Source organism: Terribacillus saccharophilus (assembly GCF_002272075.1).
Classification (GTDB): Bacteria; Bacillota; Bacilli; order Bacillales; family Amphibacillaceae; genus Terribacillus; species Terribacillus saccharophilus_A.
In genome coordinates, this window is sequence record NZ_NPBJ01000029.1 from 164,428 (window position 1) to 179,360 (window position 14,933).

Annotated in this window: 13 protein-coding genes; 8 read left to right on the top strand and 5 right to left on the bottom strand. The window is 44.0% G+C overall.

The window, feature by feature from the left end; genetic code table 11:
• The first annotated feature begins 11 nt into the window (after nucleotides 1-11).
• Nucleotides 12-914 carry an AEC family transporter gene (locus CHH48_RS15705; protein WP_095220099.1) on the top strand — a complete coding sequence of 301 codons (903 nt, stop codon included), beginning with the start codon at nucleotides 12-14 and terminating at the stop codon, nucleotides 912-914.
• A gap of 26 nt (nucleotides 915-940) precedes the next feature.
• On the opposite strand, the gene CHH48_RS15710 is transcribed toward CHH48_RS15705, so the two are convergent.
• A complete protein-coding gene (locus tag CHH48_RS15710) occupies nucleotides 941-1,819 on the bottom strand; it encodes an NAD(P)-dependent oxidoreductase (RefSeq protein ID WP_095220100.1) in 879 nt (292 codons plus the stop codon).
• Between the two features lie 480 nt (nucleotides 1,820-2,299).
• Here CHH48_RS15710 and CHH48_RS15715 point away from each other — a divergent pair, with 480 nt between their 5' ends.
• A complete protein-coding gene (locus tag CHH48_RS15715) occupies nucleotides 2,300-4,516 on the top strand; it encodes a ribonucleoside-diphosphate reductase subunit alpha (RefSeq protein ID WP_095220101.1) in 2,217 nt (738 codons plus the stop codon).
• 17 nt (nucleotides 4,517-4,533) lie between these two features.
• Here CHH48_RS15715 and CHH48_RS15720 read toward each other — a convergent pair whose 3' ends face one another.
• On the bottom strand, nucleotides 4,534-5,199 hold the full coding sequence (locus CHH48_RS15720; RefSeq protein ID WP_095220102.1) for a Type 1 glutamine amidotransferase-like domain-containing protein: 666 nt from the start codon (nucleotides 5,197-5,199) through the stop codon (nucleotides 4,534-4,536).
• 106 nt (nucleotides 5,200-5,305) lie between these two features.
• Between CHH48_RS15720 and CHH48_RS15725 the strand changes: the two genes are divergently transcribed.
• Nucleotides 5,306-6,019, top strand: coding sequence for a TraR/DksA C4-type zinc finger protein (locus CHH48_RS15725; protein ID WP_095220103.1), 714 nt, complete (start codon nucleotides 5,306-5,308; stop codon nucleotides 6,017-6,019).
• A 114-nt stretch (nucleotides 6,020-6,133) separates the two neighbouring features.
• Nucleotides 6,134-6,802, top strand: a complete 669-nt coding sequence (locus CHH48_RS15730) for a class I SAM-dependent methyltransferase (protein ID WP_095220104.1) — start codon at nucleotides 6,134-6,136, stop codon at nucleotides 6,800-6,802.
• Here the strand turns inward: CHH48_RS15730 and CHH48_RS15735 are convergent.
• The 3 genes from CHH48_RS15735 to CHH48_RS15745 all read right to left on the bottom strand — a co-directional run bounded on the left by CHH48_RS15735 (nucleotide 6,768) and on the right by CHH48_RS15745 (nucleotide 10,382).
• On the bottom strand, nucleotides 6,768-8,318 hold the full coding sequence (locus CHH48_RS15735; RefSeq protein ID WP_095220105.1) for a glycosyltransferase: 1,551 nt from the start codon (nucleotides 8,316-8,318) through the stop codon (nucleotides 6,768-6,770). The genes CHH48_RS15730 and CHH48_RS15735 overlap by 35 nt on opposite strands.
• Before the next feature lie 40 nt (nucleotides 8,319-8,358).
• Nucleotides 8,359-8,805 carry an NUDIX hydrolase gene (locus CHH48_RS15740; RefSeq protein WP_095220106.1) on the bottom strand — a complete coding sequence of 149 codons (447 nt, stop codon included), beginning with the start codon at nucleotides 8,803-8,805 and terminating at the stop codon, nucleotides 8,359-8,361.
• Nucleotides 8,806-8,981: 176 nt separating this feature from the next.
• Nucleotides 8,982-10,382 (bottom strand): S1C family serine protease, encoded by a 1,401-nt coding sequence (locus tag CHH48_RS15745; RefSeq protein WP_095220107.1) that lies wholly within the window; start codon nucleotides 10,380-10,382, stop codon nucleotides 8,982-8,984.
• A gap of 178 nt (nucleotides 10,383-10,560) precedes the next feature.
• On the opposite strand from CHH48_RS15745, the gene CHH48_RS15750 reads away from it, so the two are divergent.
• The 4 genes from CHH48_RS15750 to CHH48_RS15765 all read left to right on the top strand — a co-directional run bounded on the left by CHH48_RS15750 (nucleotide 10,561) and on the right by CHH48_RS15765 (nucleotide 14,904).
• Complete coding sequence (locus tag CHH48_RS15750) at nucleotides 10,561-11,253, top strand: response regulator transcription factor (RefSeq protein WP_095220108.1); 693 nt, start codon at nucleotides 10,561-10,563, stop codon at nucleotides 11,251-11,253.
• Entirely contained in the window at nucleotides 11,250-12,566 is a 1,317-nt protein-coding gene (locus CHH48_RS15755) for a sensor histidine kinase (RefSeq protein ID WP_095220109.1), read from the top strand. Before CHH48_RS15750 ends, CHH48_RS15755 begins: the two co-directional genes overlap by 4 nt.
• 100 nt (nucleotides 12,567-12,666) lie before the next feature.
• A complete protein-coding gene (gene typA, locus CHH48_RS15760; protein WP_095220110.1) occupies nucleotides 12,667-14,493 on the top strand; it encodes a translational GTPase TypA in 1,827 nt (608 codons plus the stop codon).
• 108 nt (nucleotides 14,494-14,601) lie between these two features.
• Nucleotides 14,602-14,904, top strand: coding sequence for a YkvA family protein (locus CHH48_RS15765; RefSeq protein WP_095220111.1), 303 nt, complete (start codon nucleotides 14,602-14,604; stop codon nucleotides 14,902-14,904).
• The last annotated feature ends 29 nt before the right edge of the window (nucleotides 14,905-14,933 follow it).

Genomic DNA, 14,933 nt, shown 5'->3' on the forward strand with positions numbered 1-14,933 from the left:
GATGATAGTTTGTGGCTTACATATTAACCTTATTGCCAATCTTCGGTATTTTTCTTCTTGGTTTTGTTGGACAGAAGCTTTTGAAATTCGACATCCGAAGCATCTCGAAAATGTCGGTTTATCTTCTGTCACCCGTATTGGCTTTCCAAACGTTTTATGAGAACCGGCTAAGTGTAGATTATATCTATTTGGCGATTTTCGTTGTCGGTATTTGTCTGGCATTGGTATTGATCTGTTATGTGATCAGTCTTCTGCGCGGATACGACCGACAGGATACATATAGCTTAATGCTTGGCGCTTCGTTCATGAACAATGGCAATTACGGAACTCCGCTTGTTTTATTTGTATTCGGTGCAGCCGGCTTCGATTATGCGGTTATTCTGCTTGTATTGCAGCAGCTCGTGATGGTGACGATTGGTGTCTTTATAGCAGCTAAGGGCGGAGGGGCTGTGCTGTCGCCTCGTGCCACCTTCCTTTCTGTCTTAAAAATACCGATCATCTATGGTGCGATACTCGGTATTTTGTTCCAAGTCTTCTCTATCCCGCTTAGCGGACCAATTACCGAGGCTGTTCATCTTGTGGCGGATGCGGCAATCCCTACAGTAATGATCGTACTTGGTATGCAGCTTGCTAATATCTCATTAAAATCCTTTGAATACGAGCGTCTTACTTATGCGCTCGTTTTGAAGCTTCTTATCTCACCGGTCATCGCTTATTTATTTACACTCATTCTGCCGGTGGATGACATGGTCAAACAGATCATGATTCTGGTCGCTGCGATGCCTACAGCGGCGAATACAACTTTATACGCACTCGAATTTGGTGCTAAACCTGCTTATGTGTCGAGTGCAACATTAATCAGTACGGTGCTTAGTCTTATTACCTTACCTGTCTTATTGTATATATTAATTTAAAGAGGCCAGTTTCCTGGCCTCTTTTCTTATGCTTTCTTAGTAAATAATTTAATCAGTGCTTGTGTCCCGAGATCCTCATCGCCATTTTCGGCAAGCCGTTCATATAAGGAAAGACTCAGTTCTAGTCCTGGTGTAGTCATGCCCATTTCATTGGCTGCTTCCAAAGCGAGTTTCATGTCCTTGATGAAATGTTTTACATAGAAACCAGGATCATAATCGCCTTTGATCATCCGGGGAGCAAGGTTGCTCAAGCTGAAACTGCCGGCAGCACCTGTCGTTATCGACTGGAGCACCTTTGATGGGTCCATGCCTGCATGCTCTGCATAAGCGATCGCTTCGCAAACACCGACCATATTGCTTGCAATGGTTACCTGATTAATCAGCTTCGTATGCTGCCCGAAACCAGCAGGCCCTTGAAGGATAATGTTTTCACCCATTGCTTCGAATACTGGAAGGGCAGCTTGAAATGCATCTGCATCACCACCGACCATGATGGCCAGCTTTCCGTTCTGCGCACCAATATCCCCACCTGAAACAGGAGCATCCAATGCGAAAATACCTTTATCTTTCGCTTTAGAATGGATTTCCTCGGCAAGCGCTGGCTTCGAGGTCGTCATATCAATTACATAGGTGCCCGGGCGTGCGTGATGAATAATACCGTTTTCGCCAAAGTAGACTTCCTGAACATCGCTTGGATAGCCGACCATCGTAATTACTGCATCCACATTAGCAGCGAGGCTCGCGGGTGTATCGTGCCAAACTGCTCCAGCTTCAACCAATTCTTCTGCTTTCGCTTTCGTTCGTGTATAGACTGCCAGTTCAAAGCCTGCCTGCATTAAATTGCGGCTCATACTTTTTCCCATAACGCCTGTACCGATGAATCCTATCTTTTTGATAGTTCCCATATAATCCCTCCTTAGCATGCACTTTTATCGTACCTTTAAGCTTCAGGAATGTCGAGTGCTGGAGATAGAATCGCCAAAAATCACAAACAATTTTTCGACAGCAAAAAACCTCGAAAGATGGCAGTTTCTTTTTTGCGATAGATTGTGAAATACGGCCGGTGAAAAAAGTAGAGATTGAAAGAGTTATGGATATATGGTAAAGTCATTTATACAACATCTTGTTAGCGAAGACATAATTTAATACCATATATAGTTTCGAAGGCGAGCAAGCCGGGTATCGACAGGTAGATGAGAAATCGCTTCATTTGCCTGATAGACAGTGTTCTCAGACACTTTTTATTTGTCGATTCTGATCTATGTTACTACTGTATCTAGTAGGACGGACAGAATAGGCAGTTTCCTGGTAGTTGCTCACTTTGTGCGTTTAGGGGAAAGAAGTACTTACAATTACACCTGTATTTTGGAGGAGGAAGTTTCAACATGTTAGATACGACACAAACAGTCAATTGGAAAGAGCACGTGACAGCTGTGCTCGAATCACGCTTTGCAGAAGCTGATGCAAAACATCTGATTCAATATGGTGAGCGCCTGATAGAGCAGAAGGCCTGGTCATCCGATAAAGAGTGGTTGAACCAACTTATATTGGAAGGTTTGTCACAGCTGGATGAAGAAGAGCCACAATGGACATATATCGCTGCCAGCTTGTATCTTGAACAGCTTTATTTCCAAGCTTCACAAAACAGAGGTTACAATTTTGAAGAGAAATACGGATCATTCTACAGCTTGATTCAGCAATTGACTGAGATCGGTATCTATAACAAATTCCTTCTCGACACATACAGTGAAGATGAGATCAATCATTTCCATAGCTTGATCGACTATAAGAAAGACGGACTGTTCACATATATTGGTCTGCGTACGCTGGCAGATCGTTATCTGGCGACTGACCATAAAGGCGGAACGTACGAGCTTCCGCAGGAGAGGTTCATGATTATCGCAATGACAGTCATGAGCAAAGAGCCTAAAGAAACGCGCAAAGAGCTTGTAACAGAAGCTTACTGGGCATTGAGCAATCTTTACATGACAGTCGCAACACCAACATTGTCCAACTCCGGAAAGAGCTATGGTCAGCTTTCCAGCTGCTTTATTGATACGGTTGATGACAGCTTGCAAGGAATCTTCGACAGCAATACAGACATCGCGAATCTATCTAAGAATGGCGGGGGTATCGGTGTCTATCTAGGTAAGATCCGCAGCCGCGGCAGTGCAATCAAAGGCTTCGAAGGTGCTTCTTCAGGCGTGCTTCCTTGGATGAAACAGCTTAACAATACAGCTGTAAGTGTTGACCAGCTTGGCCAGCGTAAAGGAGCAATTGCCACATATCTTGATATCTGGCATAAAGACATTTTCCCATTCCTTGATGCGAAGCTGAATAACGGTGATGAGCGTCAGCGTACACATGATTTATTTACAGGTGTCTGTCTGCCTGATATCTTCATGGAGCAAGTACAATCACGCGGCAATTGGTATCTTTTCGATCCGCATGAAGTCCGTCGAGTAATGGGTTACTCTTTGGAAGATTTCTATGATGAGACTAGAGGCGATGGTTCCTTCCGTGAGAAGTACTGGGAATGTGTAGAGAGTCCGGACTTGCACAAAGAAGAGATTCCAGCTATCAACGTAATGAAGCGTATCCTGCGCAGCCAGCTGGAAACAGGCGGCCCGTTCATGTTCTACCGTGATGAAGTCAACCGTCAGAATGCCAACAAGCATGCTGGTATGATTTACTCCAGTAACCTTTGCACGGAGATCATGCAGAACCAAAGTCCGACTATCATGACAGAGCAAGTTACTCAAGACGGTAAAATCATCATTACAAAAGAACCAGGTGATTTCGTCGTATGTAACCTTTCTTCTATTTCTTTGGCGAAGGCAGTTACAGAAGACGTTTTGGAGCGCCTGATTCCAATCCAGGTTCGTATGCTGGATAATGTTATTGATTTGAACACGATTCCTGTATTACAAGCGCAGATTACTAACCAGAAATACCGTGCCATTGGACTCGGAACATTTGGATGGCATCACCTGCTTGCATTGAAACAGATTGATTGGGAAAGTGATGAAGCTGTTGCATATGCAGATGAACTGTATGAGAAAATTGCTTATCTAACCATTCAATCCAGCATGGAAATTGCAAAGGAAAAAGGTGTTTACCCTGTTTTCGAAGGTTCTGATTGGGCAAATGGAAGCTACTTCGATAATAAAGGCTATACAACTGGCGATTCTGAGCTTGACTGGAAAGGTCTGCAAGAGCAAGTAAAAGAAAATGGTATGCGTAACGCGTACTTGATGGCGGTAGCGCCGAACTCTTCTACTGCGTTGATTGCAGGAAGCACAGCTACAACAGACCCGATCTTCAGTAAGTTCTATTCTGAAGAGAAGAAGGATTACAAGATTCCGGTCACTGCACCTGATTTGAATGAAGAAACAGATCGTTTCTATAAATCCGCTTATGAAATCGATCAGCAGTGGAGCGTGAAGCAAAATGCAGCGCGCCAAAAGCATATCGATCAGGCTATTTCTTTCAATATGTATGTTCCGAATTCCATCAAAGCAAAAGAATTGCTTGATTTGCATATTGCTGTTTGGGATTCCGGTATCAAGACATCTTACTATTTGCGTTCTACATCCAACTAATACAAAAGGGACCCTTTTTACAGGGTCCCTTTTTCTATGCGTTTTACTTGTTCGTTTCCGAAAACGGCTGTTGGGTTCTCGTTCTCTAGATATAAACAAGCATCTTCGTCTATGCCATATCCGAATGGGATATTGTGATGATGTAAGCCGGAAATGAGGTTCGGTTCATCATGCCATTGGGAGAAATGGACACTAATCAGCTGGTTTTGGAGGATACCGAGACCTGGCCCGCTCCAAGCTTGCTGATTGTCCGTATCGTGTGGGGAAAGCAGGACAGTTTCTGGTATAAGCAATGCTCCAGCGCTATTACCTGCCAGCGGTGTACACGCAGCATATTTTTCTCTTAATAGCTGCTTAAATGGCTCTTTGGCATATAAGCTATAATATGTTTTCGAATGACCGCCTCCGATGAAAATTCCTGTAGCATTTGAAACAATATCAGTTGCATCTTCTGTAGCTAATTCACCCCTTTCATTCGGTACGATGACGGATATATTTTTCTTATGTACTCCTTGAGCGATCCAATGACTCGTATAACGGGGCAGGAATGCTTCATAGCCTTCCCGATATACAATCAATAAAGCGATGTGGGCGTTTTCTCCGCCTGCTGCTTTGGCAAAGTGGCTATTTGCTTCTTCCTGTGAGGTATTCCCTCCGAGCAGATACAGTTTTCGGGTTTGCATAAGCAATCGCCTCCATTTTCCTGATTATACAATAGGTACCGTCTTAATAGAGATGCGATTTCTGTCACATACTACTGACAGCAGGAAATGAACAGGAGGAAATTGCATGGTTAGACAAGAGACAGTGAATGCCTGTAAGGAAATGCTTGAGAATCGTTTGCAGGAATTGAAACAGGCGCTAAAAGACCATTTTGGTGTCGAGATGTCCTACACGAAGGACGCTTTGGGCGAATTGAGCAACTATGATAACCATCCTGGGGATACAGCGACAGAGTTATTTGAACGGGAGAAGGATATCGCGCTGAATGATCATCTGGAGCAGGAGATGAAGGACGTCCAGGCAGCTTTAAAACGAATAGAAGATGGATCTTTCGGGATTTGTAAGAAGTCAGGAAAACCGATTCCGGAAGAACGGCTGTTGGCGATGCCGACAGCAGAAACGCTTGTAGAATACAAGCCGCAGCGAATGACACTGCATGACCGTCCAGCTGAGGAAGCTGTCATCCATCCCCGACTTGAAGATTTGGAAGGGAAAGATGATGAAGAGGACACGGAGCATAATTTTTATGACGGAGAAGACACCTTGCAGGAGCTGCAAGCGTATGGCTCATCCGAAACGCCGTCCGATTTTGTCAACACAGAAAAGGATTATGATTATATGGCGGTAAATTCCGATGAAGAGACAGGCGGAGCACAAGATATCGAGAATTTCCTGATTGCGGACATTAACGGAAAGTTTGACGGTGTAAACGAGGATCATGAAAAGTATGAGGATTATCTGGAGGATGCAGACGTTAAATCAATTCTCTACGACGAGTGAAAGAGCCGGGCTTCCATGCCCGGCTCTTTTGCTGTACAGAGAAACTTGCATACATGCTTATCCAGCGGAATACGTTGTACTACAAGCTACGTATTCTAAAAAAGGGGTTGAAGCATGTTGACAGAAGCATGGACTTCGAGATTTTTCAAGCATGATGATCGCAAGGAGCGCGATTTTGTGCTGAAATTACCGGATGCTTGGTGGAGCCGCAGCTATGAATATGGATGGGCAGCTTCTTTTGTGGAAGCAGAAGATATCGTATTGGATGCTGCATCAGGAATCAGTCATCCGTTTAAGTTTCATTTGGCGACTTCAGCTAAAACAGTCTATGCATGTGATATAGATAGCCGGATTACAGATGATCAGGCGATTATGGAGGATGTGATCAAAGACTTTGGCCCAGAGGAATCGGCGCGTTTACCTGAAGACTTGCTTCGGAATATCCATCGTGCTGAAGCAAATCTGACTTCGCTGCCATACGAAGATGCTTTCTTCGATAAAGTTTTCTGTATCTCAGTAATGGAGCACTTGGATGTTAGCGTGCAAAAACGTGCTTGGGAGCAATTCAGCCGTATCTTGAAACCGGATGGTTATGTCATCATGACATTCGACTACCCAACAGTTGATATTAGCATTCTTGAAACGTTGGCAGAACTGGGTGGCTTTGACTATGCCGGACCAGTTGAAACGGAAATGCCTGCAGATGCGCTATTCAATGATCAGTGGGGAAGACTGTATTGTTACCGAGCTATCTTTCGAAAGAAGAAACCTCCATCCACTTGATTAGATTCGGGTTAGGATCCAAGATACTTTCATATTGTTCTTTTTGGCCGTAGATTGCTTCTGGATCCTGCTGGCGATAACGTTCGTATTTTCGGAGACGGTCCTCCGCTCTGGCCCAGCCAAAATGCTTGATACGAATGGTGCTTATACTATTCGGCAGCTGAAAGATATTTTCGGGAAAGCGGCCGCAATGAACCGGCGTTTCCCGCCATTCATACGGGAAAGCAGGCTGATAGCGTAGCAAGAACGGGCGGTAAAATCTATGTGCTTGCCAGTACTGATCTTCCCGGTAATGTTCTTCATCCCAGAAATCGTATAAGCGGAACGAATATAAATCGAGGCCAGCTTGGTTCAACAGCTGGTCTTTTTCTATGAGAAAAACGCTATCCAGTACTTCATCCGCGTCGAGATTTAGAATCCAATCAGGGTGTGTTGCAATAGTTTCCTGCCACTGCTGTTTCCGCAGTTGCACTTCGTTGCTGAATTCAGACTGAGGGTTTTCAATCAATTTCAGTGGAACATTGTATTCCTTACACAGGTTCTGGCAAATAGCTATCGTATTATCTGTACTGTGATCATCAATGATGATGGCTTGATTAACCGCGGGTAAAGCGGATCTTAGCGAACGCTCCAGAAAGCGTCCAGATTCATTTTTAACAATCATGGATAGAGTGAGGGTATTCCTCGTTTCCTCCGTACTGCGACGGTTATATCCTGGCCAATTATGCTCCCATCTGAATGCAGGAAGCTTTGCCAGATCAGTCTGGCGGTAAAGATGGAAGGCAGGGTAATGTGTATCAACATAAAGGGGGATCCCGAGTGCCGCTGCACGGATACAAAAGTGGCGATCTTCTCCCCAAAAGGAGAGGTTAGGTATCTCTCCGAAATGGACGCCTTTATATAAAGCTTCACTGCTGATAAGCGTACAGGCACCTAAACCACCTACTTCATATATTCCGGGTTTCCGCATCTGTTCTAGAAATTCCTGGTGCCGCTCTGCGCGTTCACCATCTGATAACGATTCGCCGCGATGGTGGATGAATTGTTCATATTCATCCCTTAACCAGACTTGAGGCAGAGCTTGCGTACCGGGCTGCCATTGGGTCCAGAAAACACAGGAGATAATATCTTTTTGACTGGCAAGCAATTGTTCCAATGTAGCGGGGTGGAGCACAATGTCGGAATCGATGAAAAAGATATAATCCATCTTCTGCTCGATTGCATAGGAGATTATTTTATTTTTCAGAGCTGCTACTTTCCAAATAAGAGCTTCCGTCCAGTAGTGGGTATGTTCATCCTTCTGGTAGGTATCGGCAGCTTCCGATGGCAGGATGACAGCATCATGTTCAGTGGCAAAAGCGGAAAGTAGGGAACTGGATTTAGGGTCATCATTATCATCAATGAAACAGTAGGAAATCGGATTATCCTTTGCTTGCAGACGTTTGAGGGAATCCAAATAGGCTTCTAATATGTCGGGGTCTTGTTTCACTGTTGTGCCAATCAATACCTTATACATGCACCATGCTCCTTTATGTAGTCTGTTAATAATGTATTTATTAGGAGCGAGGATGTGCCTGTATTATTTTCCTGACCAAATGCAGAAACTGATCTTGTGAAGCGGCAAGTGGCGGAATAGAAGTGAGATCGTACCATGTGTAACGGAACACCAATCCGTTGTCTACTCCATTTCCAAGGACATGATGCTCCCATGTGGCAGGGTGCTGCTGCTTTGTTTGAATCAAATAGAAATGCCGAAGCTGGAGCTCTTGTTTGTCTGGATGAAGGAATGGTGCACTCGCAACTATTTCACCGACAGGCAGATTACACAATCCAGACTCTTCATAGATTTCCCGCTGCAACGCGGTTACCAAGTCTTCCTCTGGGTCAACTGTGCCTCCTGGGACCTGTAACCCTGCTTCGGGAATATCCTTATGTTCATGGACAAGCATCTGATAGGTATTGTTGCGGATAGATATGATGTAAGCTAAAACTTTTTCGACCAAATTATCTCACCTCCATATATGATTATAGACAAAAAAGCGATCACCCGTGCAGTTGGGTAATCGCTTTTTCTTGATAAGCTCTGGGGGGAGCGTAGTTGGCCGCTAAAATGACATTTTGGGGATATCATGTTTTTGTTAAGGGTGCGGCCGCCATCTATCTGATCAATAAGCAACGCTTATTGTTGTTGTTGTTGTTGTTGTTGCTGTGTAGATTGATCGGACTGTGTTGTTTGTTCCTTCGCTAAAGTTAGCTTTGTTGTTTCCTTCTTCCCATCACGGTAATACGTAACGGTTACCTCGTCGCCGATATTTTTATCGGAATAAAGGTAAGAGCGCAAATCGACCATGCTGGTAATATCTTGATCATCGATTTTTGTTACAACATCGTATTCCTGCAGACCAGCATCTGCTGCAGGCGAGCTTTCTACTACTTGAGCGAGTACAACACCTTGTGTCACGTCTTCGGGAAGGTTCAATGTTTCCTGCGCATTTACTTGCGGTACTTGATCCAAGCTGACTGCACCAATTCCAACGTAAGGACGTTCTACTTTGCCAGTTGACTCAAGTTGGTTAATGATTGGTTTAGCTGCATCAATCGGAATGGCAAACCCAATACCCTCGACTTCTTCTTGGGCAATCTTCATAGAATTGATGCCGACGATTTCGCCGTTTGCGTTTATCAATGCACCGCCACTGTTACCAGGGTTAATAGCTGCATCTGTTTGCAATACTTCTGTTACCCAATCCTCTGTACCATCATTATTGGAATCAACCGCTACAGAACGATCCAGTCCACTGATGATACCTTGTGTCACAGAACCAGCGAATTCAGCTCCTAATGGGTTACCGATAGCAATCGCTTGCTGTCCAACAGTCAGGTCATCTGAAGTGCCGAATGTTGCAACTTGATCTACATTTGTGCCATCGATTTGCAATACTGCTAAGTCACTGATTTCATCAGATCCTAATAAGGTTGCTTTTTCCTTTTGTCCGTTAGAAAGAGTTACTTCCAAGCTGGTTGCACCATCGACAACGTGATGGTTAGTCACAACGTATGCTTTGCCATCTTCTTTTTTATAAATGACACCGGATCCGGATCCTGCTTCTTCGGACTCAGAGAATAAATCCGTCTGCTGCAGATTTTCAACGCCTACTACTGCTGCAGATGCGTCTTGTATAGCGGTGGTCAGGTTTTCGGTGCTTGTTTGTGTTGCTAATGTCTGGTTACTTGATTTTGTCGTTGATGTGTTATTCGTTCCCATGGTTGCTGGGCTTGCTGCATTAGAGCTGAAGGATATGACATTCGTGAATACCAGCACTGCAACAATTGCGAGTACCAATATCCCGCCTGCAATCCCGCTGACGAAGCTCGTCCATACCTTGCCTTTTTGTTTTGGCTGCTGCGGCTGATTGATTGGTTCGTCTACTTGAATAGCTTGTGTGTATTTCGACGGTTCTTCTTCGTTTTCGGAAAGTGTATTCGTTTCATCCGGGTAGGAGTTTTCCTGTTCATAGGAAGAAGAGCGCTGCTGATCATCTGGATACTCATTGTATGGTTTGTCATTGTCTCTGTTCATGTAAGACACCTCTTTCGTGTTGTGTGTTCGTTGTTCTATACTACACATTCTACTGTCTGGATTTGGCATCTTTTCGGAGCAATTATGTAAAATATGTGGAATGGACAAATAGCAGGAAAGTCTTTTCTTTTTGCGATTTTGTGGGAAAATAACCGTAGAGAGGAAAGGAGTCGATCAAATGTCACATCATATAATCGTTGTCGAAGACGATCACAATATAAGAAATATAGTAGAAGCTTATCTAAAAAAGGAGGGCTATCAAATCAGCGTGGCGGAAACAGCAGAGCTTGCGCTTGAGATTGCAGATAAAGAAACGCCGGATATGTGGATCATGGATATCATGCTTCCGGGCATGGACGGATACGCACTTTGTAATAAGATTCGTCAAACGAGTGAGGTGCCGATCATCATCATTTCAGCTAAAGATGAAGAAATCGACAGAATTCTTGGCTTGGAGCTTGGCGGAGATGATTATTTGACCAAACCTTTCAGCCCAAGGGAATTGGTTGCTCGTGTAAAGCGTCTGTTTAAAAGATGGAATCCGCAGACAAATCAAGAAACACAGCAAGTGAAACAAATGGATCTCCAAGCAGGTAACCTGCAGCTGCAATTAGGCGAACGCCGCATTTACTGGCATGAAGCAGAAGTAGAAGTAACAGCGAAGGAATTCGAAATGCTCGTAATACTTGTGCAGAACCCAAACCGTGCCTTTTCACGTGATGAATTGCTGACACAAGTATGGGGCGAGGATTATTTCGGCAGCGATCGAGCAGTTGATGATTTAGTAAAACGACTTCGCAAGAAAATGGACGGTATTCCGATTGAAACAGTCTGGGGCTTTGGATATCGGTTCAGGATGAACGAAGAATGAGACTGAAGACACAACTGAATATTGCATTTACAACTTTGCTTATTATTGTGATGGGGTTCACAGCAATTACCTTGTACTCGCAACTTAAAGGACTGCTTGTTACGAATGAGACAAGGCAGCTGGAGGAAAGCGGACAGCTTCTGCTTACATCGATTAGCGGTGTAGAAACCATTCCTGCTGGTACACTAGATAATATACTTAATAAATTGGATCTCAAAATGTTCCTTTATGATGAAGAAAAAGAGGAATTGACCTATACGAACCTTGTGCGATCAGACGCAGAAAGATTTGCAGAAAAGTACGATACGGATCCAACTCAAAAGAATACAATTTGGCAAGATAATCGAAACAGTTATGTAGTCAAATCCATAGCAACTAGCGAGAATCAAAACATGGTCATTCTCCGTCCGATACGTGAATTGGAAGAAGTGCAGGAAAGTTTCTTCCAACGCATCTTTCTTGTATTTTTGATTGGCGTCATGATAGCGATCTTAATCAGCACGTACTTGACACAGCGTCTGGTGAAACCACTCACAGAATTGAAATATCAGCTGAAGAAAATTCAACGGCGGGAATTCGATAATATTAAATCGGTCAAAGCAAGCGGTGAAATCAAAGAAGTAGAGCAAAGTGCAATCGAGATGGCTAAAGAATTGAATCGTTATATCACCTCTCAGCGCCAGTTCTTCCAAAATGCAAGTCATGAACTGAAAACACCGCTCATGACAATACAAGGCTACGCAGAGGGAATCAAAGATGGTGTCTTCGCAGGCAAGGATCAGGAGCATGGGCTTGAAGTTGTTGTATCCGAAATTAGTCGTCTGAAACAGCTGATTAATGAGATGATTCTGCTTGCTAAGCTTGATAGTGAAGAGGGTATTTATAAAGAAGAATCTATCGAGATCAAGGAGCTTGTCGACTTGACCATAGATCGTGCCTTGCCATTGGCGAGCGATAAAAATGTGAAATTAACCTACAATAAACCTGCAGCAATTGTGATTAATGGGGATAAAGAGAAACTGCTTCGGGCAATGATGAATATAACGTCCAATGCAGTCCGCCATGCTGGAAGTCAGGTGCATATCTCTGTTCAGCCAAGCAGTATCCGGCAAGTCGAGATAACCATTTCTGATGATGGTCCGGGCATTTCAGAGGACTTGCTGCCGAATATGTTCCAGCGCTTTGTGAAAGGTGAAGGCGGGGAAACCGGACTTGGCCTCGCGATTTCCCGTGCAATCGTTGAACGGCATAATGGTATCATTCGAGCAGGGAAGTCTGACTTAGGCGGAGCAAGCTTTACGATAATATTATAATGTTAATGTTTGCCTATCCTATTGTGCCGCACATGAACTGTGGTATAATTAACAGGTTGTAGTCGGATAGGATTACATGAAGAAGAGGAGACATGTATACATGCAATTAAGAGAAGATATTCGCAATATCGCGATTATTGCCCACGTTGACCACGGGAAAACGACTTTGGTTGACCAGTTGCTAAAATATTCTGGTACTTTCCGTGATAATGAGCACGTGGATGAGCGCGCAATGGATTCCAATGATTTGGAAAAAGAGCGTGGTATTACAATTCTTGCGAAAAACACTGCGATTAATTATAACGATACTCGTATTAACATATTGGATACTCCAGGACACGCCGATTTCGGTGGTGAGGTAGAACGCGTACTGAAAATGGTAGACGGCGTTTTACTTGTTGTGGATGCTTATGAAGGCGCAATGCCTCAGACTCGTTTCGTATTGAAAAAAGCTTTGGAACAGAAACTTACTCCGGTTGTAGTCGTGAACAAAATCGACAAACCGAGTGCACGTCCTGAGCATGTTATCGATGAAGTACTTGATCTATTCATCGAACTTGGTGCGGATGATGACCAGCTTGAATTCCCAGTTGTCTATGCTTCAGCATTGAACGGTACTTCCGGTGAAGAGCCTGAAGGACAAGTGGAATCCATGGATGCCATCTTCAAAACAATCATGGACAATATCCCTGCTCCAATCGATAACTCCGATGAAGGCTTGCAATTCCAGGTTACTATCTTGGATTACAACGACTTCCTTGGTCGTATTGGTGTTGGTCGTATCTTCCGTGGTGCCGTTAAAGTAGGTGATCAGGTTGCCCTGATGAAGAAAGACGGTTCTGTGAAGAACTTCCGTATTACAAAACTATTCGGTTTCATCGGTTTGAAACGAATTGAGATCACTGAAGCAAAAGCAGGTGACATCGTTGCCGTTGCTGGTCTTGAGGACATCAACGTTGGGGAGACTGTTTGTTCAGTAAATGCTCAGGAAGCATTGCCGGTTCCACGTATTGACGAACCAACATTGCAGATGACATTCCTAGTAAACAACAGTCCTTTTGCAGGTAAAGAAGGTAAGTATATCACTTCCCGTAAAATCGAAGAACGTTTGCTTAACCAGCTTGAGACAGATGTAAGTCTTCGTGTAGATCCAACTGATTCTCCTGATGCTTGGACAGTTTCCGGACGTGGAGAGCTTCACCTTTCCATCCTAATTGAGAACATGCGCCGCGAAGGCTATGAGCTTCAATTGTCCAAACCACAGGTAATCCTTAAGGAAATCGATGGTAAAATGTGTGAACCGGTAGAACGCGTACAAGCAGACGTACCGGAAGATTACACAGGTGCTGTTATGGAGTCCTTAGGTTCCCGTAAAGGGGAAATGGTCGACATGATCAACCAAGGTAACGGTCAAGTTCGTCTTGAGTTCCGTGTACCTTCCCGTGGATTGATCGGTTATTCTACTGAGTTCATGTCTCAGACACGCGGATTCGGTATCTTGAACCACACATTTGATGGGTATGAGCCTGTCATTGCTGGTCAGGTTGGCGGAAGAGCGAAAGGTGTACTTGTTGCCCTTGAACAAGGCAAAGCATCCACTTACGGAATCATGAAGCTTGAAGATCGCGGTATTATCTTCGTAGCTCCTGGTACAGATGTGTATGCGGGAATGATCGTTGGTGAGCACAGCCGTGATAATGACCTTACAGTTAACATTACTGTGGAAAAACACCTAACTAACGTACGTTCAGCAAACAAGGACCAAACGTCCACAATTCGTAAAACACGCGACTTGTCTCTTGAAGAGGCAATCGAGTACTTGAACGATGATGAATATTGCGAAGTAACACCGGAGTCTATCCGCCTTCGTAAGAAAATCCTTAACAAGAACGAACGTGAAAAAGCTACGAAAAAGAAAAAAGCATAAAAAGGAAGCCCAGCATAAATTGCTGGGCTTTTTGCTTATATGTTGTGAAAAAGTCCTGTATCCCTTAAAATGTGAATAGCTCTATTTGGGGCAGAAAGGAAGGATGATATGACCAGACTATGGAGCAGGCTCCGTTTTCTGTTCAATTTCCGCAAATCGATTCCATTTCTGAAAGCTTTCTTCACAGCTAAAGAGGTGGCAGCAGCCAAGAAGGTAACAGCAGTTGCATTGATTGTCCTGTACTTTGTCTTCCCATTCGACCTGATACCTGACTTCCTTATCGGAATTGGTATCGTGGATGACCTTGCAGTAGCAACATTTATTCTGCAGCTCATCATTAAGATGGCTCCGGCACATTTGAAAGACAAGTTTGATGTTGACCGAAACGATAATAAGGTTATAAATATATGAAAAAGCGCCCTGCTGGGCGCTTTTTTAAT